This is a genomic window from Rhizobium sp. BK289, assembly GCF_014193575.1.
Lineage (GTDB): Bacteria > Pseudomonadota > Alphaproteobacteria > Rhizobiales > Rhizobiaceae > Rhizobium > Rhizobium tropici_C.
In genome coordinates this window covers 170,515-197,223 of sequence record NZ_JACHZO010000003.1, presented here as the reverse complement: position 1 = coordinate 197,223, position 26,709 = coordinate 170,515, and the positions used below count along the sequence as shown (strand labels likewise).

30 protein-coding genes are annotated in these 26,709 nt (G+C 60.6%); 17 read left to right on the top strand and 13 right to left on the bottom strand.

All coding sequences use genetic code 11. From position 1 onward, the window contains the following. Positions 1 to 113: 113 nt before the first annotated feature. The 3 genes from FHT84_RS07160 to FHT84_RS07150 form a co-directional block, all read right to left on the bottom strand. Positions 114 to 854 (bottom strand): Bax inhibitor-1/YccA family protein, encoded by a 741-nt coding sequence (locus tag FHT84_RS07160; RefSeq protein ID WP_095433002.1) that lies wholly within the window; start codon positions 852 to 854, stop codon positions 114 to 116. A gap of 195 nt (positions 855 to 1,049) precedes the next feature. Further along, positions 1,050 to 3,596, bottom strand: coding sequence for an ABC transporter permease (locus FHT84_RS07155; RefSeq protein WP_112341406.1), 2,547 nt, complete (start codon positions 3,594 to 3,596; stop codon positions 1,050 to 1,052). Next, a complete protein-coding gene (locus FHT84_RS07150) occupies positions 3,593 to 4,303 on the bottom strand; it encodes an ABC transporter ATP-binding protein (protein WP_112341405.1) in 711 nt (236 codons plus the stop codon). Before FHT84_RS07150 ends, FHT84_RS07155 begins: the two co-directional genes overlap by 4 nt. An 81-nt stretch (positions 4,304 to 4,384) precedes the next feature. Here FHT84_RS07150 and FHT84_RS07145 point away from each other — a divergent pair, with 81 nt between their 5' ends. Together FHT84_RS07145 and thpR are read left to right on the top strand one after the other, a co-directional pair. After that, on the top strand, positions 4,385 to 5,035 hold the full coding sequence (locus FHT84_RS07145) for an arylesterase (protein ID WP_112341404.1): 651 nt from the start codon (positions 4,385 to 4,387) through the stop codon (positions 5,033 to 5,035). A 68-nt stretch (positions 5,036 to 5,103) separates the two neighbouring features. Further along, positions 5,104 to 5,700 carry an RNA 2',3'-cyclic phosphodiesterase gene (gene thpR / locus FHT84_RS07140; protein ID WP_112341403.1) on the top strand — a complete coding sequence of 199 codons (597 nt, stop codon included), beginning with the start codon at positions 5,104 to 5,106 and terminating at the stop codon, positions 5,698 to 5,700. On the opposite strand, the gene FHT84_RS07135 is transcribed toward thpR, so the two are convergent. Then, complete coding sequence (locus tag FHT84_RS07135; protein WP_112341402.1) at positions 5,631 to 6,113, bottom strand: low molecular weight protein-tyrosine-phosphatase; 483 nt, start codon at positions 6,111 to 6,113, stop codon at positions 5,631 to 5,633. The genes thpR and FHT84_RS07135 overlap by 70 nt on opposite strands. A gap of 136 nt (positions 6,114 to 6,249) precedes the next feature. Here FHT84_RS07135 and FHT84_RS07130 point away from each other — a divergent pair, with 136 nt between their 5' ends. The 5 genes from FHT84_RS07130 (at position 6,250) to FHT84_RS07110 (ending at position 9,834) form a co-directional block, all read left to right on the top strand. Next, positions 6,250 to 6,555, top strand: a complete 306-nt coding sequence (locus FHT84_RS07130) for a 4a-hydroxytetrahydrobiopterin dehydratase (RefSeq protein ID WP_112341401.1) — start codon at positions 6,250 to 6,252, stop codon at positions 6,553 to 6,555. Positions 6,556 to 6,621: 66 nt separating this feature from the next. Beyond that, positions 6,622 to 7,011, top strand: coding sequence for a YkvA family protein (locus tag FHT84_RS07125; protein WP_112341400.1), 390 nt, complete (start codon positions 6,622 to 6,624; stop codon positions 7,009 to 7,011). Between the two features lie 332 nt (positions 7,012 to 7,343). Then, entirely contained in the window at positions 7,344 to 7,898 is a 555-nt protein-coding gene (locus FHT84_RS07120) for an invasion associated locus B family protein (RefSeq protein ID WP_112341399.1), read from the top strand. Positions 7,899 to 8,164: 266 nt separating this feature from the next. After that, positions 8,165 to 9,400, top strand: a complete 1,236-nt coding sequence (rlmN, locus tag FHT84_RS07115) for a 23S rRNA (adenine(2503)-C(2))-methyltransferase RlmN (RefSeq protein ID WP_112341398.1) — start codon at positions 8,165 to 8,167, stop codon at positions 9,398 to 9,400. 5 nt (positions 9,401 to 9,405) lie between these two features. Beyond that, complete coding sequence (locus FHT84_RS07110) at positions 9,406 to 9,834, top strand: hypothetical protein (RefSeq protein ID WP_112341397.1); 429 nt, start codon at positions 9,406 to 9,408, stop codon at positions 9,832 to 9,834. Here FHT84_RS07110 and FHT84_RS07105 read toward each other — a convergent pair. Further along, positions 9,818 to 10,459, bottom strand: coding sequence for a LysE family translocator (locus tag FHT84_RS07105; protein WP_112341396.1), 642 nt, complete (start codon positions 10,457 to 10,459; stop codon positions 9,818 to 9,820). The two genes, FHT84_RS07110 and FHT84_RS07105, sit on opposite strands and share 17 nt — an antisense overlap. 168 nt (positions 10,460 to 10,627) lie before the next feature. Beyond that, positions 10,628 to 11,482: an SDR family NAD(P)-dependent oxidoreductase gene (locus tag FHT84_RS07100; protein WP_113249164.1), complete on the bottom strand. Its 855-nt coding sequence runs from the start codon at positions 11,480 to 11,482 to the stop codon at positions 10,628 to 10,630. 85 nt (positions 11,483 to 11,567) lie between these two features. On the opposite strand from FHT84_RS07100, the gene FHT84_RS07095 reads away from it, so the two are divergent. The 3 genes from FHT84_RS07095 (at position 11,568) to FHT84_RS07085 (ending at position 13,428) form a co-directional block, all read left to right on the top strand. After that, complete coding sequence (locus FHT84_RS07095; protein WP_183761520.1) at positions 11,568 to 11,810, top strand: type II toxin-antitoxin system ParD family antitoxin; 243 nt, start codon at positions 11,568 to 11,570, stop codon at positions 11,808 to 11,810. Continuing rightward, positions 11,800 to 12,087 carry a type II toxin-antitoxin system RelE/ParE family toxin gene (locus tag FHT84_RS07090; RefSeq protein ID WP_112341393.1) on the top strand — a complete coding sequence of 96 codons (288 nt, stop codon included), beginning with the start codon at positions 11,800 to 11,802 and terminating at the stop codon, positions 12,085 to 12,087. Before FHT84_RS07095 ends, FHT84_RS07090 begins: the two co-directional genes overlap by 11 nt. A 117-nt stretch (positions 12,088 to 12,204) precedes the next feature. Further along, the gene (locus FHT84_RS07085) at positions 12,205 to 13,428 is read left to right on the top strand and encodes an argininosuccinate synthase (protein ID WP_113249183.1); all 1,224 of its coding nucleotides are present in this window, start codon (positions 12,205 to 12,207) and stop codon (positions 13,426 to 13,428) included. A 78-nt stretch (positions 13,429 to 13,506) separates the two neighbouring features. Here FHT84_RS07085 and FHT84_RS07080 read toward each other — a convergent pair whose 3' ends face one another. Continuing rightward, positions 13,507 to 13,989 (bottom strand): MarR family transcriptional regulator, encoded by a 483-nt coding sequence (locus FHT84_RS07080; protein ID WP_112341392.1) that lies wholly within the window; start codon positions 13,987 to 13,989, stop codon positions 13,507 to 13,509. A gap of 158 nt (positions 13,990 to 14,147) precedes the next feature. Here FHT84_RS07080 and FHT84_RS07075 point away from each other — a divergent pair, with 158 nt between their 5' ends. Then, the gene (locus FHT84_RS07075) at positions 14,148 to 14,789 is read left to right on the top strand and encodes a LysE family translocator (protein ID WP_112341391.1); all 642 of its coding nucleotides are present in this window, start codon (positions 14,148 to 14,150) and stop codon (positions 14,787 to 14,789) included. A gap of 98 nt (positions 14,790 to 14,887) precedes the next feature. After that, positions 14,888 to 16,951, top strand: a complete 2,064-nt coding sequence (locus FHT84_RS07070; RefSeq protein WP_113249163.1) for a M3 family metallopeptidase — start codon at positions 14,888 to 14,890, stop codon at positions 16,949 to 16,951. Positions 16,952 to 17,027: 76 nt separating this feature from the next. Here FHT84_RS07070 and FHT84_RS07065 read toward each other — a convergent pair whose 3' ends face one another. Beyond that, complete coding sequence (locus tag FHT84_RS07065; protein ID WP_113249162.1) at positions 17,028 to 17,492, bottom strand: MarR family winged helix-turn-helix transcriptional regulator; 465 nt, start codon at positions 17,490 to 17,492, stop codon at positions 17,028 to 17,030. Between the two features lie 92 nt (positions 17,493 to 17,584). On the opposite strand from FHT84_RS07065, the gene FHT84_RS07060 reads away from it, so the two are divergent. The 4 genes from FHT84_RS07060 to ppa all read left to right on the top strand — a co-directional run bounded on the left by FHT84_RS07060 (position 17,585) and on the right by ppa (position 21,702). Then, on the top strand, positions 17,585 to 18,268 hold the full coding sequence (locus tag FHT84_RS07060; protein ID WP_113249160.1) for a glutathione S-transferase family protein: 684 nt from the start codon (positions 17,585 to 17,587) through the stop codon (positions 18,266 to 18,268). A gap of 238 nt (positions 18,269 to 18,506) precedes the next feature. After that, the gene (gene typA, locus FHT84_RS07055) at positions 18,507 to 20,324 is read left to right on the top strand and encodes a translational GTPase TypA (protein WP_069613361.1); all 1,818 of its coding nucleotides are present in this window, start codon (positions 18,507 to 18,509) and stop codon (positions 20,322 to 20,324) included. A gap of 201 nt (positions 20,325 to 20,525) precedes the next feature. Continuing rightward, positions 20,526 to 21,032 (top strand): N-acetyltransferase, encoded by a 507-nt coding sequence (locus FHT84_RS07050; RefSeq protein WP_113249159.1) that lies wholly within the window; start codon positions 20,526 to 20,528, stop codon positions 21,030 to 21,032. A 133-nt stretch (positions 21,033 to 21,165) separates the two neighbouring features. Continuing rightward, a complete protein-coding gene (gene ppa / locus FHT84_RS07045) occupies positions 21,166 to 21,702 on the top strand; it encodes an inorganic diphosphatase (RefSeq protein ID WP_112341385.1) in 537 nt (178 codons plus the stop codon). On the opposite strand, the gene FHT84_RS07040 is transcribed toward ppa, so the two are convergent. Both FHT84_RS07040 and FHT84_RS07035 read right to left on the bottom strand, forming a co-directional pair. Then, entirely contained in the window at positions 21,703 to 22,017 is a 315-nt protein-coding gene (locus FHT84_RS07040; protein ID WP_112341384.1) for a DUF167 domain-containing protein, read from the bottom strand. Continuing rightward, a complete protein-coding gene (locus FHT84_RS07035; protein WP_112341383.1) occupies positions 22,014 to 22,307 on the bottom strand; it encodes a YggT family protein in 294 nt (97 codons plus the stop codon). Before FHT84_RS07035 ends, FHT84_RS07040 begins: the two co-directional genes overlap by 4 nt. 143 nt (positions 22,308 to 22,450) lie before the next feature. Between FHT84_RS07035 and FHT84_RS07030 the strand changes: the two genes are divergently transcribed. Next, entirely contained in the window at positions 22,451 to 23,707 is a 1,257-nt protein-coding gene (locus FHT84_RS07030; protein WP_113249157.1) for an MFS transporter, read from the top strand. Positions 23,708 to 23,774: 67 nt separating this feature from the next. On the opposite strand, the gene FHT84_RS07025 is transcribed toward FHT84_RS07030, so the two are convergent. From FHT84_RS07025 to FHT84_RS07015, 3 genes are all read right to left on the bottom strand, one after another. Further along, positions 23,775 to 24,500, bottom strand: coding sequence for a glutamine amidotransferase (locus FHT84_RS07025; RefSeq protein WP_113249181.1), 726 nt, complete (start codon positions 24,498 to 24,500; stop codon positions 23,775 to 23,777). Then, a complete protein-coding gene (locus FHT84_RS07020) occupies positions 24,493 to 24,978 on the bottom strand; it encodes a TerB family tellurite resistance protein (protein WP_113249156.1) in 486 nt (161 codons plus the stop codon). Before FHT84_RS07020 ends, FHT84_RS07025 begins: the two co-directional genes overlap by 8 nt. A gap of 113 nt (positions 24,979 to 25,091) precedes the next feature. Beyond that, positions 25,092 to 26,699 carry a heme biosynthesis protein HemY gene (locus FHT84_RS07015; protein WP_113249154.1) on the bottom strand — a complete coding sequence of 536 codons (1,608 nt, stop codon included), beginning with the start codon at positions 26,697 to 26,699 and terminating at the stop codon, positions 25,092 to 25,094. Between the last annotated feature and the right edge of the window lie 10 nt (positions 26,700 to 26,709).

The window sequence follows — 26,709 nt, the reverse complement described above, 5'->3', positions numbered from 1 at the left end:
TTTCATTGCCTGATCTGCGGTTTGCGAAGGCCGCTATCAAATAGCAGGGTTATCGGCCAGGCAAATAAAAAGGCGGCCGAGGCCGCCTTTTCGCTACTCATTTCATGCTGCGATCAACGGCGGTTGCCCATGAACTGCAGCAGGAACATGAATAGGTTGATGAAGTCGAGGTAGAGCGACAGGGCGCCCATGATCGCCTTGCGGCCAGCCACGGTCACGTCGTCGGCTTCGTAGTACATTTCCTTGATCCGCTGCGTATCCCAGGCGGTGAGGCCGGCGAAGATCAGGACGCCGATCACGGAGATGGCGAACTGCAGGGCGGACGAAGCCAGGAAGATGTTGACGAGCGTTGCGATGATCAGGCCGAAGAGACCCATCATCAGGAACGAGCCCATCGCGGACAAATCACGCTTCGTCGTGTATCCGAACAGCGACAGCGCGCCGAAGGAGGCGGCGGTCACGAAGAAGGTCTGCACGACGCTCTGGCCGGTGTAGATGATGAAGATCGACGACAGCGACAATCCCACCAGTGCGGCGTAGACCCAGAAGGTCGTCGTCGCGGCGGCCACGCTCATGCGGTTGATCCTGAAGCTCAGGAAGAAGACCATTGCCAGCGGGGCGAGAATGACAACCCACTTCAGCGGGCTGAGATAGATCGCCTGGCCGAAGGCCGTGATCTGTCCGTTTGCAAAGGCGAGCGAGAAGGATAGATAGGCGGCAACACCCGTGATCGCCAGACCCAGCGCCATCAGGTTATAGACCTTGAGCATGTAGGCTCGAAGGCCCTCGTCTATCATCGCACCGGATTGCGCACCGCTCTGCGCCCGGTTTTGGTAATTGCGGAAGTCAGCCATGTTTTCCTCTTTCAAGCTCCGATTTGATTACGGTGTCGGGTCTCTCGAGGCCCAGGCGCCGCTGCGGAGCTCAGCATGCCTGCAGAGAATATGAGGCTTTCGGGCCTCATACACAAGGGTCAAGCGATCCGGCGCAGGTTAAATCGATGTAATATCGAGCCGTTTTGCCGGCTTCCGGTTCATCTCCGCAACGAATCAGAGCTCGCGCAGAACAGGCGCCGCCTTCTGGCCCAGGATGCGCCAGGTGCCGATCAGGCCGATGCCGACGGTCAGCACCAGGGCGATGATCAGCGTCGAGAAGGCGACGTCGGGCAGGAAAGCCGACGGCAGGCGCATGATGCGGCTGACGATATACCAGGCGGATGCGGAGCCGGCGATCAGCGCGAAGATGGCGGTCGCCGCGCCGAGGATCAGATATTCGTAGCTGAAGGCGCGAATGAGTGTCGCGCGCGTCGCGCCGAGCGTCTTGAGGATGACCGCATCATGCGTGCGGGCGCGGTTGCCGGCGGCAAGCGCTCCCGCCAGCACGAGCACGGATGCGATGAGCGCGACGGAGGCGGCGGAACGGATCGCCGTCGCCAGCTGTCCCACGAGCGTGTTGACGACATCGAGTGCATCCTTTACGCGGACGCTTGTGATGGTCGGGTAGGTATTGGTGACTTTCCTCAGGATTGCGGCCTCCTGAGCGGAGGTGGCCGAAGCGTCGGTCAATGTTGCCAGCCACGCATGCGGGGCGCCCCTGAAGGTATTGGGCGAGAAGATCATCACGAAATTGATCGACAGCGATTGCCATTGAACCTTGCGGAAGCTGGCGATCTTGGCGGTGACGTTGCGGCCGAGGACATTGACGGTGACCTTGTCGCCGAGCTTCAGGCCGAGCGCCTTGCCTTCCTCTTCGGAAAAGGAGACCAGCGGTTCGCCGCTATAATCCTTGTCCCACCATTTGCCTTCCGTAACCGAGGCGTTTTCCGGCACGGTTTCGGCATAGGTGATGCCGCGGTCGCCGCGCAGCACCCATTGGCCTGCTGCCGGCACCTTCATCTTGGTGACATCCTCGCCGTTGAAGGCGACGATGCGGCCGCGCAGCATCGGCGCCTCGACGAGTTTGCCTTTCGGATCCTCGGCGAGCACGATCTTGCGGAAGCCCTCTAGCTCCGGCCCCTGAATGTCGACGAAGAAGAAGTTCGGCGCCTGTTCGCTCATGCGGCCCATCAGCTCGCGGCGCATATTGCCGTCGATCAGCGTCAGGGTGACGAGCAGCGCCAGGCCGAGGCCCAGCGACAGCACGACGGACGAGGTGAGAGCGCCTGGCCGGTGGATGTTGCCGATCGCCAGGCGCAAAGCGGGGGAGCGCACGCGCGGGCTGCGGCGGGCAAGCCAGGAGAGCAGGGCGGCAACGGCGCGCAGCACCACGAAAGCGCCGGCGATCGACACGACGAAGACGATCGCGATGAAGCGGTCATAGGCGGTAACGATCGCAAGGGCAGCAAGGGCTGCCATCAGGACACCGGCAGCCAGCAGATAAGGCCAGCCGGGCAGGCGGCGCGCTTCGAAACCCTGTTCGCGGAACAGCGCCGTTGCCGGCACTTCACGAGCGTGGCCGAGCGGCGGAATGGCGAAGGCCAGCGTCGTCAGCAGGCCGAAAAGGGCCGCCAGCGTCAATGCGCCGGGGTAAAGCCTCGGTGCGGTCGAAATCGGCAGGAATTCCGCCATGAATTGCGAAGCGATCATCGGCGCAATAGCGCCGAGGGCGAGGCCGATAACGATGCCGGCGAGCGCAATGACGGCAATCTGGATGAGATAGATCAGCACCACCACAAAGGCCGGCGCGCCCAGGCACTTGAAGGTGGCAATGGTCGTGCGCTTCGAATCGAGGAAGGCCCGCACGGCGTTGGCAACGCCGACGCCGCCGACGATGAGAGCGGCCAGGCCGACGAGCGTGAGGAATTGCGAGAAGCGGGTGACGTTGTCGGCAAGCTGAGGTGCGGCGCGGTCGCTGCTGCGGATCGACCAGCCGGCTTGCGGGAAGGCGGCATTGGCGCGGTCGGTGAGATTGCGAATGCCGGCTGCGGGGTTGTCCATGCGGATTCGGTAAGCCTGTTCGACGAGGCTGCCTGTCGTGATCAGGCCGGAGGCAATCAGGGCGTCGCGGCTCGTCATCACGCGAGGCGCAAAGCCGAAGCCTTCGGAGACCGCATCCGGTTCTCTCTCAACCGTGCCTGATATGCGAAGCTTGGCGTTACCCAGCAGCAGGGTATCGCCGATCTTGAGGTTCAGGCGTTCGAGCAGCAGGGGAGCGACGACGGCGCCGTAGGTGCCGTCCCTGGCGGCGAGCAGCGCTGCGAGCGGCTGGTCCGGCTCCGCCTCGAAGGTGCCGTAGAGCGGATAGGCATCGTCAACCGCCTTGACCTCGACCAGCGCCTGATCGGAGCCGTCGGGCAGGCGTGCCATGGAGCGCAGGCCGGTGGAGCGGGAGACTTTCCCCAAGCTTTGGAGATAGGCGAATTCTTCCGGCGTCGCCTCGCGGTTGCGCAGCTCGAACCGTGCATCCCCTGACAGCAGCGATTGCCCCTGCGTCGCGATAGCATCGGTGATCGAGCGGGATACGGAATTGACGGCGGCAATCGCGCCGGTGCCGAGTGCGATGCAGGCGAGGAAGATGTAGAAGCCGGCGAGCCCCCCGCGCAATTCGCGCAGGGCAAGGCGGAAGGCGAGCCTCAGGCGAAATCCCGCCCCGCTCATGCAATCGCCGCCTGGCCGGTGCGTGTGCGCGTACCGTCGTTCTCTATCTCGCCGGAGCGGACGCGGATCTGGCGCGAGCAGCGGGCGGCAAGTGCGGGATCATGGGTGACGAGCAGCATGGTCGTGCCGCGCTCGGCCTGCTGGGCGAAGAGCAGATCGGCGATCTGCCGGCCGGTGTCGGTGTCGAGATTGCCCGTGGGTTCGTCTGCGATCAGGACGGCTGGCGAGGGGGCAAGCGCGCGGGCGATCGCCACGCGCTGCTGTTCGCCGCCGGAAAGCTGGCCGGGATAGTGATTGAGCCGCTCACTAAGCCCGACAGCTTCCAGCTCGCGCCGGGCGATGTCGAAGGCATTGCGGATATTGGCAAGCTCCAGCGGCACGGCGACGTTTTCCAGCGCCGTCATATTGGCGATGAGATGGAAGGACTGGAAAACGATGCCGATATTGCGGCCGCGGAAATCGGCGATGCGGTCTTCGCTGAGGCTGTGCAGCGGCGTGTCGCGGATCAGTAGTTCGCCACTGTCGAGCTTTTCGAGACCGGCCAGCACCATCAGCAGGGTCGACTTGCCGGAGCCGGAGGGGCCGACGATGCCGACGGCCTCACCTTCTATGACCGTGAGATCGATGCTCTTCAGCACATGGACCGAGGCGGCGGCATTGCCGAGCGTCAAATCCGCCTTCTTCAGCTCGATGATGGTTTTTGCCAATGCGAACGCCCTATATATCAGAGAACATCAGAGACAATGGCGGGCGCGACTGGCCCGAGCAGCGAATTTAGGAAATGGATCATGGGTTTTAAAGTTGCTGCGCTTCACTTCGCTGTCATCACTTTCGGTCTTTTGTTTGGCGCGGCTGCTGCTGCAAACGCACGGACGATCCAGCTGGTCGGCTTCGGCGACAGCCTGATGGCGGGCTACCAGCTGCCATCAGGCGATGGCTTTCCCGCCAAACTGGAGGCCGCGCTGAAGGCCAAGGGGCTGGATCTTGCCGTCGCCGACGCCGGCGTCTCCGGCGATACGACCTCGGGCGGGCTTTCACGCATCGACTGGTCGGTGCCGGATGGGACCGATGGCGTCATTCTCGAGCTCGGCGCCAACGACGCGCTGCGCGGCATTCCGCCGGAGCAGACGGAAAAGAATCTCGAGATGATGATCGAGCGGTTGAAGGGCAGAAAAATTCCGATCTTTCTCGTCGGCATGCTGGCGCCGCCGAACATGGGGCCGGATTATGCCGATAAATTCAACCCGATCTACAAGCGTCTTGCCGACAAATATAAGCTTGCGCTCTATCCGTTCTTCCTCGATGGCGTCGCCACGCATGCGGATCTGCAGCTCGCCGATGGCATGCATCCGAACTCTAAGGGCGTGGATGTGATGGTCGAGCATATGTTGCCGGCTGTTATCAGTTTTGTAGGGACGATTGACGCAGGTGCGAAATAGGTGCTTGCACCGACTGCAAATGCGTGATTCCCTAGTTGTACCTGCAAGAGATTCGGGGAGTGCTCGTCATGCCGAGACTTTTTACCGCCCTCGAAATTCCGCGCAATGCGGCCATGAGCCTGTCATTGTTGCGCGGTGGTCTCCCGGGAGCCAGGTGGATCGACGTTGAAAATTATCACATCACTTTGCGCTTCATCGGCGATGTCGATGGCCGTACTGCGGATGAGATCGTCGACCGTCTGGACCGGATAGATCGGCCTGAATTCCAGCTTCGGCTGGAGGGCATCGGTTCCTTCGGCTCCAAGAAACCGCATTCGGTTTGGGCCGGGGTCTCGCAGACACCGGATATGTTCGCGCTGCAAGGCGAGATCGAGCGCATCTGCCAGCGTATCGGCCTGCAGCCGGACCCCCGCAAGTTCACGCCGCACGTGACGCTCGCCAGGCTGAAATCCTCACGGGTCGATGATGTCGTCCACTATCTCTCCGGTCGCGGCAACTTCTATACCGCGCCGTTCACGGTCGGGCGTTTCGTGCTTCTGTCCTCGCGCGAATCGGTTGGCGGCGGGCCCTATCTCACCGAAGAGATATTCCCGCTTCACGAGCCGCGCGGCACCTTCCCGGCCTTGGGCAACAGCATGCTGCAGCCCGCCAAGAGCATGGTGTAAACGGTCTCGAAATCCCCGCGATCGCCGTAGTAGGGATCGGGAATGTCTTGGTTGCTGCCGAGCGCCAGGGCATTGAAGAGATGCAGCTTGCCGAGCGCATCGGCGGATGCCGCCTTGCGCAAGTTCTTCAAATTGTCTTGATCCATTGCCAGGATCAGATCGAATCTGCCGAAATCGGCGGGTTCGATACGCCGGGCGCGCTGATCCGAGATATCGATTCCGTGATTGGCCGCAACGGCAATCGAACGCCGATCCGGACGCTCGCCCTGATGCCAGCCGCCGGTACCGGCCGAATCGACTTCGAACTCTGCCGTGCGGCCCGCCTCGCCTGCCAGATGTTTGAATATGCCTTCGGCAAGGGGCGACCGGCAGATATTGCCGGCGCAGACGAAAAGAATCCTGTGACGATCCATGTTATCGTTCAACCGCTGGAGCTTTTCAGCTTTTCTTCGAATGCGAAAACCCTCCATCCTTTTGTTTATACGCAATTCCGGACGGAAAACCGCTACGCACTTTTCCCGGAATTGCTTTAGAGAGGAGTGACTTGCCATGAAGTACGACAAGCTGGACCGCGCGGCAATCGAGGAAAATCTTGCGGAGCTCTCCGGCTGGGCGCTTGCGGATGACGGCCTTTCGATTTCGAAGACCTTCAAATTCCGAAATTTCGTCGAGGCCTTCGGCTTCATGACGGAAGCCGCCCTTGCCGCGGAAAAATTCAACCATCACCCGGAATGGTTCAACGTCTATTCCCGGGTCGAGGTGAAGCTGACGACGCACGACGTCGGTGGCCTGACCGACCATGACGTCAAGCTGGCAAAGGCGATGGAGAAGGCGGCTGCACGCCGGCTCGATTGAATCGCGGCAAGCGATCACCATATGTTTACCCGGCCCGGGCGACGGGCCTCGCTAGAGGTGAATGGAATGGATGACATCAAGTATGGGGAAATCCTGATGCCTGGTGATGAAGAGACCCAAAGGGAGCAGGAGAAATCGGTGCGCAGCAAATTCTGGCCGACCTTGCGGAAGGCAGCTCGCCATATTCCGTTTTCCCGCGACGTCGTGGCCGCCTTCTATTGTGCGTTCGACCCCCAGACGCCGACGCGTGTTCGCGGCATCCTCCTGGCAGCACTCGGCTATTTCGTCATGCCGGTCGATATCATCCCCGATTTCTTTGCCGTCATCGGCTTTTCCGACGATGTCGCGGTGCTGACGCTCGCTTTCAGCATGATCAGGGGGCATATCCGTCAGGAACATTACGACGCCGCCGACCGCGCGCTGGAGAACGAGCCGGAGTCTGTCAAGACTGCCTGATGCCTGTCTTAAAGAGCCGATCTGAATCCTCTCAGGTTTCCAGAGATTTATGAGACGCCCCTGATTTTAGCGAGGTCAAATTCTTGCCTGAATCTTTCTGTCTTAAATCGAACCTGCAGGGTGGTACTTCATCATCCGGGTTTTCCAATTCCTTCTGATGCGTTTCAAGCTTTACGCGATAACTGGATTGAAATGGCACGGGGCCGGTGGCGGCAGCGCTCCGTTGACGGTTTGGTAACCTGAATAAAGTCAAAATAAAGCAGCTCACGAGCACAGGCGTGCGTCAATCGAATCGCCATGCGCTCTGGATCGCAAGAAATCGGCAGGAAACCATGTTTGTAAAAAGCTTCGCAATCGCCCTCTCGCTCGTTCTGGCCGGAACCGGCATAGCGTCCGCGCAGACCAAGAAGCAGACGCAGACGCAGGCAGCGGCGCCAGCAGCGCCGGCGGCTCCGACGCGCATTCAGCAGTTCGACGCCTGGGGTGCCTATTCCTACCAGTCCGCCGGCGGCAAAGTCTGCTACGTCCTCTCCGTGCCGACTGCGAAGACGCCGGCAACGGGCATTGATCACGGCGACAATTTCTTCATCGTGTCGCAGCGTCCGGGCCAGAACATCTCGTATGAGCCGCAGGCGATGATGGGCTACTCGCTCAAGGAGAACTCCAAGGTCAACGTCGCCATCGACAACAAGACCTTCGTGATGTTCACCAAGGACAAGGCTGCCTGGGTCGAAAACGCAGCGCAAGAACCTGCTCTGGTCGCAGCGTTGAAGTCCGGCCATTCGCTGAAGGTTTCGGCGACCTCCAAGAAGGGCACGGCGACCTCCTACACCTATTCGCTGAAGGGCGTCAGCGCTGCGCTCAAGCAGATCGAAAACTGCAAGTAAGATCGAAGGCCGAGGCATCACGGAAACGTGATCGCCCAAACGCCACGACCGTAATGACAAGGCCGGTCAATTCGACCGGCCTTTTGCTTTTCAGGGAAAGGGATGACGCGAGCGGAAATTAATGCTAAAGGCCGCGCCAACGATAGGTGTCCGGCAGACAGCTTGTCCCGCCACCGCATGAATCTTCAGATTTCCGTGCCTTGCCCGCATCCGCAGCTATGGTCAGCTTTTGCGGCATCGCCGATGTGAACCGTTGGAACGATCCTATGTCCGCCACCGATGTCATAACCCCCTCCAGGCTCAAGCCGATGCCCGTGTCGCAGCCGGTCGAGCTTTCGCCGAAGCCGTCGCTGATCGGCATGACGCGTGAAGAGATGGGCGCCGCCCTCAAGGAAAAAGGCGTAGCCGACAAGCAGATCAAGATGCGCGTCAGCCAGCTCTGGAACTGGATCTATGTGCGCGGCGTCTCCGATTTCGATGCCATGGCCAATGTGTCGAAAGACATGCGCGAAATGCTGAAGACGCATTTCACCATCGCGCGTCCCGAAATCGTCGAGGAACAGGTCTCCAATGACGGCACCCGCAAATGGCTGCTCCGCTTCCCGCCGCGTGGCGCCGGCCGTCCCGTCGAGGTCGAGAGCGTCTATATTCCGGAAGAAGGGCGCGGCACGCTCTGCATTTCCAGCCAGGTCGGCTGTTCGCTCACCTGTTCCTTCTGTCATACCGGCACGCAGCGGCTGGTGCGCAATCTGACGGCGGAAGAGATCCTGTCGCAATTGCTTCTGGCGCGCGATCGTTTGGGAGATTTCCCGGACCGCGAAGCGCCGCAGGGCACGATCATGCCCGCCGAGGGCCGTAAGGTCAGCAATATCGTGATGATGGGCATGGGCGAGCCGCTTTATAATTTCGACAGCGTCAAGACGGCGTTGCTCATCGCCTCCGACGGCGACGGCCTGTCGCTCTCCAAGCGCCGCATCACGCTTTCGACCTCTGGCGTCGTGCCGGAAATCTACCGCACCGGCGACGAGATCGGCGTCATGCTGGCGATCTCGCTGCATGCCGTGCGGGACGATCTGCGCGACATGCTGGTGCCGATCAACAAGAAGTATCCGCTGAAGGAGCTGATGGATGCCTGCCGCGCCTATCCCGGCCTGTCGAATGCGCGCCGCATCACCTTCGAATATGTGATGCTGAAGGGCGTCAACGACAGCCTCGAAGACGCCAAGGGGCTGATCCAGCTTCTGAAGGGCATTCCGGCCAAGATCAACCTGATCCCCTTCAATCCCTGGCCAGGCACGAACTATCAGTGTTCCGATTGGGAGCAGATCGAGAAGTTTGCCGATTTCATCAATTCGGCCGGTTATGCCTCTCCGATCCGCACGCCGCGCGGGCGTGACATTCTTGCCGCCTGCGGTCAGCTGAAATCGGAGTCGGAGCGCATGCGCAAGACGGAGCGGTTGGCTTTCGAAGCAATGATGATCGCCAACCACGGCGAGGATTGAGATTGATGCTTCTTGGACTGCGCAAGCCGATACGGCTCTTATGGGGCTATCTCGCCGCTTGCGTTCTGATGGGCTTCGTGCTGGCCTGCGCTGCCGTATGGACAGTGCCGGAGACTGCGGCGCCCGAGCTTTTCGTTCTGACCGTCGGGTTGACGAAGGTCGCCATGATCGTCAGCATCCTGCCGTCCCTGGTCGTGATCCCCATCCTCGAATGGCGGCGGGTCCGTCGCTGGTACGGCTATGCGATCTACGGGGCCAGTCTGTCTGCCGTGGCTTCCACCCTGATTTCCGGCGGCATTGAACGACCGCAGACCCTCAATCTGATCACCATTGCGGTCTGCTTCGCATTCCTGGGCATGGCCAGCGCCACCGTCTATTGGTGGATTGCCGGCCGGTTTGCCGGCCGTTGCACCATACTCAACGAGCCTGAGTGAAGAAGATCTTCACCGCGAAGATTGAGAAGACTCCGGCGAAGGCATAGTCGAGGCCGCGCATCACGCCGCGGTTCCTCTGCAGCCACGACGACAGGCCATCGGCGGCAAGGACGACGAGCATGTTTACCGGCATGCCGATGACGATGAAGAAGAAGCCGAGGAAGAGCAGCTTGTGCGTGACGGCCGGATCGCCCGCCGTGACGAACTGCGGCAGGAAGGTCATGAAGAAGATGATGACCTTCGGGTTCAGCAGATTGACCCAGAAGCCGGTTGAAATGTTGGCAAGCGGCGTGCCCCTGATGGCATCGACCTTTTTGACCGACAGGCTTGAGCCGAAGCGGATTGCCTGGATCGCCAGCCAAAGCAGATAGGCAGCGCCACCGGTCTTGAGCATGGTGAAGGCAAGCGGGGAGGCTGTTATCAGCGCCGAAATGCCGAAGGCCACCAGGCAGGTGTGGACGATGACGCCGAGGCTGGTGCCAAGTACGACGAAGAGCGCCGGCTTCTTGCCCTGTGCCAGTGCCCGGCTGATCGACAGCGTCATGTCGGGACCTGGGGTCATGGCCAGCAACAGGCTCGCTGCCGCAAAGGCAAGGAGGGTCGGCAGGCTCGGTATGAAATCCATGAAAGTCGCTCCGCAAGCCGGATTAAAGCATGTCGCGCAAAAGTGTGTAGCGGTTTTGCAGAACGACATGCACAAAATTAACGACCTAAAGCACAGGAAGCGAATCTGAAAGATCGCGACGTGCTTTAGGGTCTGCCCGTTGTTATCCGGCTTTCGGTTGATTGCAAATCAATCCTTCTTTTCGAGGAAGGCCTTGAATTGATCGGCATAGTCGGGGTGCCAGCGCGATAGCGGCGGCCGGTTCTCGACGATATCGCCGGCGGCCCAGAGCATGCGACGTTCGTCGACCGGCCGGGCCACGTCGTTATCGGGGCAGAGAATATAGAAGTCGCCGCGCTTCAGGCTTTCCACCATGAACTCGACAGTCTGCTCCGGCGTCCAGGCTCCGGCAGGCTTTTCCCTTCGATCACCTTTGGTCAGACCGGTGAAGACGAAGCCGGGGATGAGGAGGTGGGCCGAAATCTTGGCGCCTTCCGTATTGCGCAGTTCGTGCTGCAGCGCCTCGGTGAAGACCTTCACGCCGGCCTTCGAGACATTGTAGGCAGGATTGCCGGGAGGGGTGGTGATGCCCTGTTTCGAGCCGGTGTTGATGATGACACCCGGTTCGCCATGCGCCAGCATACCGGGTCCAAAGGTGCGTGTGCCGTTGATGACGCCGAGCAGATTGACGCCAAGGATGGCGTCCCAGCCGGCCTGGCCGCTGAAGATCGAGGTGTCCGGGCCGATGCCGGCATTGTTCATCAACACATGTACGCGGCCGAAACGCTGCAGGACAGCGCGCTCCAGCGCTTCCAGCGCGTCTTTGCTGGCGACATCGGTCTCGATGGCCATGACATGCTCTTCGCCGGTGATTGCCTTGAGTTCAGCGCTAGCGTCGGCCAGCCGTTCGCCCGCGAGGTCGGCGATAACGACGCTCATGCCCAGCGAGGCGAAATATTTCGCCGCGGCAAAACCGATGCCGGATGCACCTCCGGTGATGACGGCAACATTGGATTTCTTGAAAATGGTTTGAATATCGGTCACGAGCGGCGCCCTCCTCAGGCATTGTTCGGTCGCCGCCGAATATGGTACTTTCGGCAATCAAGTCAAACCGCTGGAGGTCGCGCCCGTGACAAAACATATGTCCGTAGAGATCGACGAGCAGATGGACGCCTTTATCGGCGAGCAGATCAGCCACGGCAATTACGATTCGCCAAGCGAGGTCATCGATGCTGCGCTGAAATTGCTGCGCAGCCGGGCGGAAATAGAAGCGGTTGCGGCGGCGATCGCCGAAGGCGAAGCCTCGAGCGAGCCGGAGGAGTTTGACGGTGAAGCGTTTCTGACCGAGCTGCACCGCAAACATGTCCGTTAAAGGCCGATCCTATAAGCTCTTGCCGAAAGCACGACAGGATTTGGAAGCTATTTGGCGATATACATTTGAGGCTTGGTCTCTTCAGCAGGCAAATACTTATTATAAAGAGCTGATTGGTTGTTTTCCGGAACTGGCAGCTGGGACCGCACGTGGTCGCAAGGTCAGCGGCATCAAACGAGATTATCTTGCTCTCGCCTCCGGCTATAAGGATAGCGCCCAAACGGTCACGATCATCCGCATCCTGCATCGGCGGATGAACATCGGCGCTCATCTCTGATGCCGTCCTGAGAGGTCCCGCCGCGCTTCCCCTTGCGCCGCACGATAATCTCGCTAAAAGTTCCGCGATACAGCTTTGCGGGCCTTTTCTCTGGTCCGCCTTGAAACGGAACTCATCATGGCATCACATAAAGACGTGAAGAAAGTCGTTCTCGCCTATTCCGGCGGTCTCGACACCTCGATTATCCTGAAGTGGCTGCAGACGGAGCTCGGCGCCGAAGTCGTCACCTTTACCGCCGATCTCGGCCAGGGCGAAGAGCTGGAGCCGGCGCGCAAGAAGGCTGAAATGCTCGGCATCAAGGAAATCTATATCGAGGACGTGCGCGAGGAATTCGTGCGCGATTTCGTCTTCCCGATGTTCCGCGCCAATGCCGTTTACGAAGGCGTCTACCTGCTCGGCACCTCGATCGCCCGTCCGCTGATCTCCAAGCACCTCATCGATATCGCCAGGAAAACCGGTGCCGACGCCATCGCGCATGGCGCGACCGGCAAGGGCAACGACCAGGTTCGTTTCGAGCTTTCGGCCTATGCGTTGAACCCGGATATCAAGATCATCGCCCCCTGGCGCGACTGGTCGTTCAAGAGCCGTACCGACCTCCTCGAATTCGCCGAGAAGCACCAGATTCCGGTTGCCAAGGACAAGAAGGGCGAAGCGCCGTTCTCCGTCGATGCCAACCTGTTGCACTCCTCTTCCGAAGGCAAGGTTCTGGAAGATCCGTCGCAGGAGGCGCCTGAGTATGTGCATATGCGCACGATCTCGCCGGAAGCTGCTCCCGATAAGGCCACGGTCATCAAGGTCGGCTTCGAAAAGGGTGATGCCGTTTCGGTCAATGGCGAGCGTCTGAGCCCGGCAACGCTGCTTGCGAAGTTGAACGAGTATGGCCGCGACAACGGCATCGGCCGTCTCGACCTCGTCGAGAACCGCTTCGTCGGCATGAAGTCGCGCGGCGTCTACGAAACGCCCGGCGGTACGATCCTGCTTGCAGCCCATCGCGCCATCGAGTCCATCACGCTCGATCGCGGCGCCGCACACCTCAAGGACGAGCTGATGCCGCGCTATGCCGAGCTGATCTACTACGGCTTCTGGTTTTCGCCGGAGCGCGAAATGTTGCAGGCACTGATCGACAAGAGCCAGGAGCACGTCGAAGGCGAAGTGACGCTGAAGCTCTACAAGGGCAATGTCATGGTCATCGGCCGCGAAAGCCCGAAGTCGCTCTATTCCGACAAGCTGGTCACCTTCGAGGACGACCAGGGCGCCTACGACCAGAAGGATGCCGCTGGCTTCATCAAGCTGAACGCGCTGCGCCTGCGCACGCTCGCCAAGCGCAATATGTCGAAATAATCGACATTTCCAGATGCTGAAGGGCCCGCTTCCGGTCGCCGGAGGCGGGCTTTCTTATGTGGAAAGTGGCGGCCGGAGTTAATCGACCGGTCTCAATTCACGTTCGACTTCGGCAGGTGCTTCGGCTTTCTGCAGATTGCTGCGGAAGGCGCAGAGTGCGTCATGCAGCTGAACTTGAAGGTCTTTGTCGAAGCCTTGCGTCGCGTTGCGTTCAACTTCGCAGATTTCCCTGTCGATCTGCTTCAATTTGGCGTCGGCGGATTCCGAAAGCACGATCCGCTTGGCGCGGCGATCGAGCGGGTCGGGTTGGCGTTCGATCAAGCCGCGCGCCTGCAGCTTGTCCAGAAAGGCGCTGACCGTCATCGGCTCCAGCCCCATCCGGGAGGCGATGTCGAGCTGGCGGCTGCCGTTGATGGCGGCCACCTGCATCAGCGTCCGCGCTTCGCCCGCCGTCAGTCCGAGCCCCGCGACAAGAATACGTCGCTCGAAGGCCGCCCTGATCAGTCGGGCGCAGTCGGTCACAAGAAAGGCAAGTGAATCCGTATTAATCCTGCTGCTCATAAGCGCTTCCCTACCTACGCTCTTTAATTTTTAGGCCCCACAACGTTCTTATTGATTTCGTTCTATGAACACAACGACTTCTGTCCGAAAACGCGCTGCTGCTTGACCGGGTTCAGCAGATTGCTACTCTCGCGCGATTAACAGCGGGAACACTCATCATGACGCAATCGCTTGTTGTCGGTGCCTTTCTGGCCGCGCTTTTCTACGTCCTTATTCCCGGTCCCGCATTCCTGGCGCTGCTCGGCATTGGCGCCGGCCAGGGCCGCAAGGCGGGTGCATTCTTCGTCAGCGGCCATCTGCTTGGTGATCTCGTCTGGTCGACGCTCGCATTGGTCGCCATCGTCGGTGCCAAGACTATCGGCACCTTCGTCTTCGATCTGCTCGGTTTGCTGTGCGGCTTCTATCTTGCCTGGATCGGCTGGAGCGCCGTGACCGCCAAGCCGAAGGGTGACGGTAAGGCACTCGTCAATGTTAACCGCCCGTTCCGTCGCGGCCTGATCTTCGGCGTCACCAATCCCAAGGGATATCCCGTGGCCCTGGCGACTTTCACGGCTCTTGTCGCGGGTTCCGCCGGCGCATTGACCTTCAGCGCGTTGCCGCTGCTGCTAGCCGTTTCCCTTGCGGGTTTTATCACTGCCGATCTTATCCTGATCAGCATCATCGGCGCCAGCGCTGTCCGGCGTTTCTATCGCGCACATGAGCGGCTGATCGTGCGCTGCTCGGGCGTGCTCTTTATGGGCTTTGCGGCGCAGGCGCTCTGGCACGCCACGCCCGGCCTGCTTGGCTGGCGCAAGGCCTGACCATCCTCGTTCAATTTGTTCGCTCCCCCGCCATACCAATTCGGCGAGAGCAGCCTTATATCGTGCTTCGATCAGATGCTGTCGAAAGGATGCCTTGCATGTCTTCTCTTGCCGCCGTCAATCCTGCGCTCACCGAATGGACCGGACATCAGGGGCTGCCGCGTTTCGATGCGGTGAAGGATACGGATTTTGCCGCTGCCTTCGATGCGGCGCTCGCATCGCATGAGGCCGAGATCGATGCGATTGCCGGCAATAGCGAGGCGCCGACCTTCGCCAATACCGTGATCGCGCTCGAAATCGCCGGCGATGAACTCTCGCGCATTTCCGCGCTCTTCTGGAACAAGGCGGGTGCGCACACGAACGAGATCATCCAGGCACTCGAGCGCGAGATCGCGCCGAAGATGGCGCGGCATTACTCGAAGATCGGCACGAATGCGGCGCTCTTTGCCCGTCTCGACGCTCTGTGGGAGGGCCGCGAAGCGCTCGGGCTGACGCTCGAAGAGACCCGCGTTCTGGAGCGGCACTGGAAAGGCTTCGTCAAGTCGGGCGCAAAGCTGCCGAAGGTGGAGCAGGAGCGGCTTTCTGCAATCAACGAGACGCTTGCGGGCCTCGGCGCGCAGTTCGGCCAAAACGTGCTGGCGGATGAGAAGAACTGGGCGCTGCTGCTGTCTGAGGAGGCCGATCTTGCAGGTCTTCCAGACTATCTGCGCGATGCCATGGCGGCGGCGGCCCGCGAACGCGGCGACGAAGGCAAATACGCCGTCACGCTGTCGCGCTCGATCATCGAACCGTTTCTCGCCTCATCCGAGCGCCGCGATCTGCGCGAACAAGCCTTCAACGCCTGGGTGGCGCGCGGCGCCAATGGCGGCGAGACCGACAACCGCGAGATCGTCCGCAAGACGCTGGCGCTCCGGGCAGAGAAGGCAAAGCTGCTCGGCTATGCCAATTTCGCCGAACTCAAGCTCGACAATACCATGGCGAAGACGCCGAATGCGGTGAACGATCTTCTGATGACCGTTTGGGCCAAGGCGGCCGCGCGTGCAGCGGAAGAGGAAAGGGATATTGCGGCGCTGATTGCCGAGGAAGGCCGCAATCACGAGGTCATGCCCTGGGACTGGCGGCACTATGCCGAGAAGATCCGGACGCGGAAGTTCGATTTCTCCGAAACTGAATTGAAGCCCTATCTGCAGCTCGAAAAGATCATTGCCGCCTGCTTCGACGTTGCCGGCCGCCTCTTCGGCATCAAGGCAGTCGAGCAGAAGGGCATTCCCGCCTATCATCCCGACGTCCGCGTCTTCGAGATCCGTGACCGTTCCGACAAGCTCGTCGCCCTGTTCCTCGGCGACTATTTCGCGCGCAGCTCGAAGCGCTCCGGCGCCTGGATGAGCTCGTTCCAGTCGCAGCACAAGTTGCCGCTGAAGAACGGTAAGGTCGGTGAACTGCCGATCATCTACAATGTCTGCAACTTCGCCAAGCCGGCGGAAGGGAAGCCGGCGCTCTTGTCGCTCGACGATGCGCGGACGCTGTTTCACGAATTCGGCCATGCGCTGCACGGAATGCTTTCCAACGTCACCTATCCCTCGGTATCGGGCACCGGCGTCTCGCGCGATTTCGTCGAACTGCCGTCGCAGCTCTACGAGCATTGGCTGACGGTACCCGCCATCCTTAAGGAATATGCCGTCCACTACGAGACTGGCGCGCCGATCCCGCAGGCGCTGCTCGACAAGGTTCTGGCGGCCCGCACCTTCAATGCCGGTTTCAACACGGTCGAGTTCACCTCCTCGGCTCTGGTCGACATGGCCTTCCATACGCGCGGCGCCGTCGAGGATCCTATGGCGGTACAAGCACAGGTGCTTGCGGAGATCGGCATGCCGAAATCCATCGTCATGCGCCATGCGACGCCGCACTTCCAGCATGTGTTTTCCGGCGACGGCTATTCGGCCGGCTATTATTCCTACATGTGGTCGGAGGTGCTCGATGCCGATGCCTTCGCCGCCTTCGAGGAAACCGGCGATGCCTTCAATTCCGACATGGCCGGAAAATTGAAGGCCAACATCTACTCCGTCGGCGGCTCGATCGATCCGGAAGACGCCTACAAGGCCTTCCGCGGCAAGCTGCCGAGTGCAGATGCGATGCTGAAGAAGAAGGGGCTGGCGGCCTGATTCCCCACCTTCGGTGTGTCACAAGATCGGTCGCGGAAGGTCCACTTTCGCGACTGAGTTGATCTTTCCCGGTCAATCAAGGCTTGCGCGAAAGCAGATCTAACAACTCGGTGAGCTGATCGGCTTGGGCGTCGTCGAGCTTATCGCCCACGTAGCGCTGGAGCGCCGCAGCATAGACGGTCCATATGCGGCTGCGCATGGCACTCCCTGCCTCGGTGATAACCACCCAGCGGCCTCGTCCGTCCTCGGAAAATATTTCACGATGAACAAGACCGGCCTTTTCCATCCGGTCGAGAAGGCGGGAGAGATTATGCTGGGCGAGCAGCGTGCGCTCCTCGATCTCATAGGGCCGCAATTTCCCGTCCGTGGCCTGCGTCAGTTCCCATAGTACGTCGTACCAACCGAGTGGCGGCAGGCCGGCTGCCTTCAAATCCTGTTCGATCGCCGCAAGGACGATTTGCTGGGTGCGCACGAGGCGCACCCATGCTCGCGTCACCGCGGCGGAGGGTTTTGAAGGGGCGGCATCTGAATCATCGGACATGGATGCAATTACATCTATATTGACGACTGCGACAAGTCTGAATATAGATGCAATTACATCTATCTGAAACGGAGCCTCTGGGAGATTTGATCATGTCCGACGGAAGGCTGATCCTCGTCAGCCACTATCTCTGCCCCTACGTCCAGCGGGCAGCCATCACGCTCGCTGAAAAGGCCGCGCCATTCGAGATCCGCTATGTCGACCTGTCTGCAAAGCCCGACTGGTTTCTTGCCATTTCTCCGCTCGGCAAGGTGCCCCTCCTGATCGTGCGGCAGGGTGACGGATCAGAAACGGTATTGTTCGAAAGCGCGGTAATCTGCGAATATCTCGAGGAAACCCAATCCGGCGCTCGGCTCCACCCCGCCGATCTGCTCGCGCGTGCCCGCCATCGCGGCTGGATGGAATTCGGCTCTTCCATCCTTTCGGACTTGTGGGGGTTCGAGACCGCGAAGGACGAGGGGACCTATGAGGCCAAGCGCAGAGCGCTGATCGATAAATTTGCTCGTGTCGAGGCGGAATTGAGAAACGGGCCTTTTTTTGCCGGAGAAGCGTTCAGCCTGGTCGATGCGGTTTTTGCGCCGATCTTTCGTTACTTCGATGTGTTCGACACCATCACATCGACCGGCGTTTTCGACGGCCTACCGCGTGTCAAGACATGGCGCACAGAGCTGGCATCGCGGCAAAGCGTGCGAGATGCGGTGACGCAGGACTACCCCGAGCGCCTCAAGGCTTTCCTGGTGAATCATGACGCGTGGTTGCTGAAGCTGGCTGCCTGAGGAGGGCACAAAAATACCGGCTAAGGCACCGCATGCCGTTTATGTTGGCGGCATGGGTCAGCAGAGGCTTTGCCGCCGGCCAACGCGAGATTGATGTATTCGTGGGGGCGCAAGGGCAAGCTTTCAGCCCCTTTCTTGCCTCCCCCCTTTCGCATTCGCGAAAAAAAGGGTATGAGCGCGCCAAATGCAATTGGCGTGTTACTGAAACACTGCGCCCCAGCCTCAGAGATTAAGACATATGGCACTTCGCAACATCGCGATCATCGCGCACGTTGACCATGGGAAAACCACCCTCGTCGACGAGCTCTTGAAGCAGTCCGGCTCGTTCCGCGAGAACCAGCGCGTTGCCGAGCGCGTCATGGACTCCAACGATCTGGAAAAGGAGCGCGGGATCACCATTCTTGCCAAGGCGACCTCGGTCGTCTGGAAGGACACCCGCATCAATATCGTCGACACCCCCGGCCACGCCGACTTTGGCGGTGAAGTCGAGCGCATTCTCTCGATGGTGGACGGCGCGATCGTTCTCGTCGACGCCGCCGAAGGCCCGATGCCGCAGACCAAGTTCGTCGTCGGCAAGGCGCTCAAGGTCGGCCTGCGCCCGATCGTTGCGATCAACAAGATCGACCGTCCGGACGCCCGCGCAGACGAAGTCATCAACGAAGTCTTCGATCTCTTCGCCAATCTCGACGCGACCGACGAACAGCTCGATTTCCCGATCCTCTACGGTTCCGGCCGTAACGGCTGGATGAACTATTCGCCTGACGGCCCGAAGGAAGAGGGCCTCGGTCCGCTTCTCGATCTCGTTGTCAAGCACGTTCCCGAGCCGACCGTCGGCGAAGGCCCGTTCCGCATGATCGGCACGATCCTGGAAGCCAACCCCTTCCTCGGCCGCATCATCACCGGCCGCATCCACTCCGGCTCGATCAAGCCGAACCAGGCTGTCAAGGTTCTGGGTGCCGACGGCAACCTCATCGAAACCGGCCGTATCTCCAAGATCCTCGCCTTCCGCGGCATCGAGCGTCAGCCGATCGAAGAAGCGCAGGCAGGCGACATCGTCGCCATTGCCGGCCTTTCCAAGGGCACGGTTGCCGACACCTTCTGCGACCCGCAGGTCAGTGAGCCGCTGGTCGCACAGCCGATCGACCCGCCGACCGTCACCATGTCCTTCATCGTCAACGACAGCCCCTATGCGGGCACCGAAGGCGACAAGGTCACCTCGCGCGTCATCCGCGACCGCCTCTTCAAGGAAGCCGAAGGCAACGTCGCGCTGAAGATCGAGGAAGCCGAAGGCAAGGATTCGTTCTATGTCTCCGGCCGTGGCGAATTGCAGCTCGCAGTTCTCATCGAAACCATGCGCCGCGAAGGCTTCGAGCTTGCCGTCTCGCGTCCGCGCGTCGTCATGCACAAGGATGAAAACGGCCAGCTGCTCGAGCCGATCGAAGAAGTCGTCATCGACGTCGATGAAGAGCATTCCGGAATCGTCGTGCAGAAGATGTCTGAGCGTAAGGCTGAAATGTCCGAGCTGCGTCCTTCAGGCGGCAATCGCGTCCGTCTGGTGTTCTTGGCGCCGACGCGCGGCCTCATCGGCTATCAGTCGGAACTTCTGACCGACACGCGCGGCACGGCCGTCATGAACCGTCTGTTCCATGACTACCAGCCGTACAAGGGCGAAATCGGCGGCCGTGTGAACGGCGTGCTGCTCGCCAACGAAGCCGGCGAAGCCGTGGCCTATGCCCTGTTCAATTTGGAAGACCGCGGCCCGATGATCATCGACGCCGGCGAGAAGGTCTATGCCGGCATGATCATCGGCATCCACTCGCGCGACAACGATCTCGAAGTCAACGTGCTGAAGGGCAAGAAGCTCACCAACATCCGCGCCGCCGGCAAGGACGAAGCCGTGAAGCTGACGCCGCCGATCCGCATGACGCTGGACCGCGCTCTATCCTGGATCCAGGACGACGAGCTGGTGGAAGTGACGCCGAAGTCGATCCGCCTCCGCAAGATGTATCTCGATCCGAACGAGCGCAAGCGTTACGAGAAGGCACGCCTCGCCTGATAGGCTGTTTCGCTTCGAGCCATTCGACCCCGGCCATTGTGCCGGGGTTTTTATTTGCGTGTTCGGTTTTTGAGCCCTTGTCCTAAAGGTTAAAAAGTCGTTAATTTTTGTCGATGATCCACGGATAAAGCCTGTGGGCAAGTTCGCCATCTTTATGAATGAGGATGGTTAATTCGCGTAGGTAAGACCAGAGTAGACGTTATGAAGACGTTGTCGATCGATGTTCGGCGGGCAGAACCCCATGATGCCCGAGCCATTTCGGAGGTGCACCGCCAATCGTGGCAGTACACCTATGCCGGCATCATTCCGCATCGCGCCCTCGGGCAAATGATCGAGCGTCGCGGCGAAAACTGGTGGCGCAAGGCGACCAGCGGTCCGGCGACGCTGCTGGTTCTGGATGTCGCCGGCGAGATCGCGGGCTATGCCACGCTCGGCCTCAACCGTGCCCGCGCGCTGCCGCAGGAAGGCGAAGTTTACGAACTCTATCTTCGCCCGCAATATCAGGGACTTGGCCTCGGGCGCATGTTGTTCGGCGAAGCGCGCCGGCTGTTGAAGTCGCTCGGCTGCAAGGGGCTTGTCGTCTGGTGCCTTGAGGAAAACGAGAATGCCTACCGCTTCTATCGCGGGCAGGGCGGCGCGGATTTCTGCGAAGGCATCGAAACCTTCGATCACAGGCAGCTTCGCAAGATCGGTTTCGTCTGGCCTTGAGCGGCGCTGTAGCGCATCGATTCCGATTTAAGGAATCATGCAGTAAATCCGCCTCTTTCCCGATGTGTTGTTGCGTTGCGGCATGAATCCTATTATTTGGCTGGCGGCAACCATCCTTATCTAGGGGACAAGTATGCGTATCGACGCGATTTCCATTGGCAAGAACCCGCCCGAAGACGTCAACGTCATCGTTGAAGTGCCGGTCGGCGGCCATCCGATCAAGTATGAAATGGACAAGGAGGCCGGCACGCTGGTCGTTGACCGTTTCCTCTACACGCCGATGACCTATCCGGGCAATTACGGCTTCGTTCCGCACACGCTCTCCGAAGACGGCGACCCGATCGACGTGCTGATCGCCAGCACGCGTCCGCTGGTTCCTGGCTGCGTCATCAATGTCCGCCCGATCGGCGTGCTGAAGATGGAAGACAATTCCGGCAAGGACGAGAAGATCATCGCCGTTCCCTCGCCGAAGCTGACGCTGCGTTACGAGAAGGTCAAGGAATATACCGATCTGCCGGAGATCACGGTGAAGCAGATCGAGCATTTCTTCGAGCACTACAAGGATCTCGAGCCCGGCAAGTGGGTCAAGATTTTTGGCTGGGGCGGCTCCAAGGAAGCCGGTGAGCTCATCGTCGAAGCCATCGCCCGCGCCAAGAAGGCAAAGGCCTGATCAGGCCTCTACCAAAGCTCCAAGCTTCTTCATCAAATCCTCCGGTTCGCCCTCGATCCGGAGGATTTTTTTGCGCGCCGTGTCGCCGCTGACCAGGCTAAGCGAAGATTTGGGAATGCTGAGGCTCTTGGCAAGCAGCACGATCAGCGCCTTGTTGGCCTTGCCCTTTTCAGGTGCTGCCGAGACGCGCGCCTTCAAATAGCATTCGCCGTCGCTGCCGGCTTCCAGCCCATCGATCGCATCACGCCCGCCATTGGGCGTGAGCCGCACGGAAAGCCTGACATGATCCGGAAAGGCCTGCCAAGGCTTGTTCACCGCAGGAACAACGGGACGATCGAATTCCACATCAGCGAGCGGATGAAGAAGATGATCAGCAGCAGGATGACCGGCGAGATGTCGATGCCGCCGAGATCCGGCAGGATGCGGCGGATCGGGCGCAGGGCTGGCTCGGTGACTGCATAGAGGAAGTTGCCGACGGAATTGACGAACTGGTTGCTCGAATTGATGACGTTGAACGCATAGAGCCAGGAAAAGATAGCGCTGGCGATCAGCACCCAGGTATAAAGATTCAAAGCCAGATCAATGGTTTGAAATAAGGCGAGCATGTCCGTCTCCAAATTCGCGGTTGACAGACATGTAGACATTGGCGACTAAACGGGCAAGTCCCATGCTCCGAAGCATGTTGAATCATGTTTAAAAGGCGGATGAAGGCGTTTACGCTGGTCTTCGCGTCGGAAAGTCTCGTCCCATGTCATTTGCCGCCAGCGGCGACCGGTTTGCCGCCTTCAGGCACATTGCCTATACTTATTTCTTCTTTGCGCGGTTTCTGACGGCCTTCGCCACGCAGGTCGTCAGTGTCTCCGTTGGCTGGCAGATGTATGAGCACACCGGCCAACCGATCTATCTCGGTCTCATCGGCCTCGTTCAGTTCCTGCCGTCGCTGCTGCTGATCCTGGTGACGGGCACGGCTGCGGACCGCTACAACAGGCGGCGGATTTCCGCGATCTGCATTTTCGTCGGCACCCTCTGTGCGGCTGCCCTGCTGTTCCTGACCGTATCGGGCACCTTCGCGCCGCTGCCGGTCTTTCTGATCCTCACGGTCTTCGGCATAGAACGCGCCTTCATGACGCCGGCCATGCAGTCGCTGGCGCCCAATCTGATCCCGCCCGAAGACCTGACGAATGCCATCACCTGGAACTCGATGTCATGGGATGCGGCCGCCATCCTCGGTCCTGTTGCCGGCGGCCTGCTTTATGGCATCGGGGCCAATGTCGCCTATACCGTAGCCGTGCTTTTCTTTGCAGCCGGTTCGGTGCTGACCTTCCTGATCCCGAAGCCGCAGCAGCGCACCGCGCATGAGCGGCGCAGCCTGAATGAGATGCTCGCCGGCTTCCGCTTCATCTGGTCGGAGAAAGTGGTGCTCGGTGCGATCTCGCTTGATCTTTTCGCCGTGCTGCTCGGCGGCGCCGTCGCGCTGATGCCCATCTACGCGCGCGATATCCTGACGCTCGGGCCGTGGGGTCTCGGCATGCTGCGCGCGGCGCCAAGCTTCGGCGCGATCGCCATGGGCCTTTTCCTGGCAACCTATCCGATCCGCAATCGCGCCGGTATCTGCATGTTTGCCGGCGTCGCCATGTTCGGCGTGGGCACGCTGATCTTCGGCATCTCGCATACGCCATGGCTGTCGATAACAGCTCTGGCCATCATGGGTGCATCCGACCTGATCTCCGTCTATGTGCGCGAAACGCTGATTACGCTCTGGACGCCGGATCATGTCCGTGGCCGCGTCAATGCCGTCAACATGGTGTTCGTGGGTGCGTCGAACGAGCTTGGCGAATTCCGCGCCGGCACCATGGCGCATTATTTCGGCGCGATCCCCGCCGTGGTGATTGGCGGGCTGGGTACACTGACGGTCGCCATCCTCTGGGCCACGGGTTTCCCGCAGCTCCGCCGGATCGATAGCCTCAATGCGCCCGACCGCGAGAGCGAGCCGCAGCCGGTTTGAGCTGCTGCAATCGGCTCATCGAAATTTTCGATGATGTCGAGCGAGCATTTTCGTCAGGCGAAGGCCCTTAGGCGGCCATTGCCTGCTTGCCCTCGAAGACGAGATCGAGGAATTCCGACAGCCAGGTCTTGAGGGCTGCGTCGAAGATCATGCGGCCTTCGAGATGCTCGCGGCCCTGCTGGGCGTTCGGCATGCAGAAGCGATGTTCGCCGTGCACGACCCAGCGCTGCATCATGGCGCGGGTGAGCTCCGCATGGAATTGCAGGCCCCAGGCATTGGCGCCATAGCGATAGGCCTGGTTGGGATAGGTCTCGCCCGTCGCCAGCAGGTCGGCGCCGTGCGGCAGCTCGAAGCCTTCGCGGTGGAAATGATAGACCATCTGCGGCCAGTGCATCAGCAGCCGGCCCTTTTCCGTCGGCTGCAGGGCATACCAGCCGATCTCGGTCTTGCCGTCGTCGCGGGCCTTGACCTTGGCGCCGAGATGGCGGGCGAGCAGCTGCGCGCCAAGGCAGATGCCGAGATAGGGCCGGTTTTCCTTAAGGGGAACCTTCAGCCAGTCGGTCTCGGTCCTGATGAACTCGTCCGGGTCGTTGGCGCTCATCGGGCCGCCGAAGACCACGGCGCCGGCATGGGCCTCAAGTGTCGGAGGCAGCGGATCGCCGAGGGCCGGACGGCGGATATCGAGATCGAAGCCTTTTTGCAGCAGCATCTGGCCCACGCGGCCGGGGCTGGAGCGCTCCTGATGCAGGACGATCAATATCGGGCGGCCGGTGTTCCTCGGCGCTTCAATCATCATTGCCTGTCTCCACCCTGGAACCGGGTGCGCGTGCGGCTGCTTCCTGGCGCTTCATGATGCGCTCGCGGTCGGAAATGCCCATGAGGTCGGCGATGCGCCAGATCGCATGGTCTTCCATCTCGCTGCGTTCTCCATCGGCATAGACGATATCCCAGAGAATGCCGAGCAGTTCGAGGCGTTGCGTGCTATCGAGATGACGCTTCAGATCCGAGGTGAAACGATAGTAATCAACCGCCTCGCTTTCGGCTTCCTCACCGGCGGCGATCAGCGCATCAAGCTGGCGGCCATCGAGACCATATTGTTCCTTCAGGAGCTTGCGCAGCCTTTTCTTCTCGCTGTTCTCGATCTTGCCGTCCGCCTCCATCACCTGGATACAGAGCGCCGCCACCGCGACACGTGGGTCGTCGGGTGCAAAGCCGGATCTGGGATGGTCTTGGGTCAGGTTATGAAGAAATTCCTGAAAGCGTTCGAACATGCGTTTCCATTCTCAAAGCAGGCCGAGCAGGGTGCTTGGGTCACCATGCCCCATCTTTTTGCATTTACGCAATTCCGGACACAAAACCGCTGCGCGGTTTTGCCGGAATTGCCTTAAAACAGCTTGAGCCGTGTCTTGGGTTCCGGTTCAGGCTTGTGATCCTTGACACCCGGATCGTCCGGCGCACCGCCGAAGAAAGGCCGAGGTTCCTCGTCCTGCTGCGCCGGTTTCGGCGCTGCCCCGGGTGCGCTCGGCGCGGCCTTCGCCACGGCGGGCTCCAATTCCATGACATAAGTATCGCGCGCCGGCGATGCAACTTTCGGTGAACTTGGCCTCGCCGGCGAGGTTGTGGAGGCGGCCTCGCGCACCGGCGGCAGCGACTTCAGTGCCGCATCGACCGAAACGGCCGAACCCTCTTCCACGGGACCTTCGATCTGGCCGAAGGGTGCCTTCCACTCGAACGCATCGAGACGGCCGGTGACCGGAGACAGCGGCAGCCACTTGTCCGAGACGAAACCGTCGGCGACCCAGGCCGGATCGCGCGGCGCGCGCAATGCCTGTGCCATCCAGTGGCGGACGCGGCCCTGATCGCCGGTTTCGGCCTCTTCGATGTCGGCAAGAAGCAAGAAGGCGCCTTCGCGCGCATCGATCCGCGCGGCGGCTTCGGCCTTGGCGCGGGCCTTTGCGAAATCGCCGGCGTCCATCGCCGCCTTGGCGGTCAGCAGCAGCGCCTCGACATTGTTGGGGCGGATCGCTTCCAGCCGTTCGGCGCGCTTCAGGCGATCGGTCACGGAATCGCCGCTACGGGCTCGTACATAGGCCCTGCCGATCTCGGGGTGCGGATGCGCCTTCCAGACCTGCTCAAGGATGGAGGCGGCCTTGCGCACCTTGTCTTCGCGGAAGAGCGCCTTGGCGGCGATCAACGCTGCGGGCACAAAATCGTCCACGAGCTTCAATGCCGCAAGCGCATCGTCGCGCGCGCCGGCGGGATCGCTTTCCAATTTCTCGTCGGCGCGGGCCGTCAGCAGCACGGCGCGTTGACGATTGGCGGTTGCCTTGTCGACGACATGGGCAACCTTCTGCTGATCGAGCAGCTTGATGGCATCATCCCAACGGCCGGCCTGGCTGCGATATTCCAGCGTCGCCTGAGCCGCCCAGGGCAGGTAGGGCGCCTGGTCGGCCGCCTTCTCGGCATATTGCCGCGCTGCTTCGTGTGCGCCGAGGCGCTTGGCTTCGAGATAGAGGCCGCGCAGGCCGAGTTCGCGCGTTTCGGGATCATTGGCCATCTGCTCGAACTTCTGACGGGCCTCGTCATGCTTACCTTCAATCAAGGCGGCCTGGGCCTCAAGCAGGTTGATGAGCGGCTCCTGATCGGCGCGGATAAGGCCGCGCGTGCGGGCCGCCATCTTGCGGGCGAGCAGCGAATTGCCGGCGCCGGCTGCAATCAGGCCCGTCGACAGCGCCTGATAGCCGCGATCGCGCTTGCGGGCGCGGAAATAGCGGGTGATGGAATGCGGCGAGGTCCAGATCAGCCGCACGAACCACCAGACGATCATGACAGTCGCCACGATCGCAATCAGGATCGCGGCGGCGACGATCAGCTTCGTCTGATAAAGCTGGCCTTCCCAGACCAGCGAGAGATCGCCGGGACGATCCGCGAGCCAGGAGAAACCATAGCCGAGGGCCAGGACAAGAATGGCGAAGATAAGCAGTCTGATCATTGCTATACTC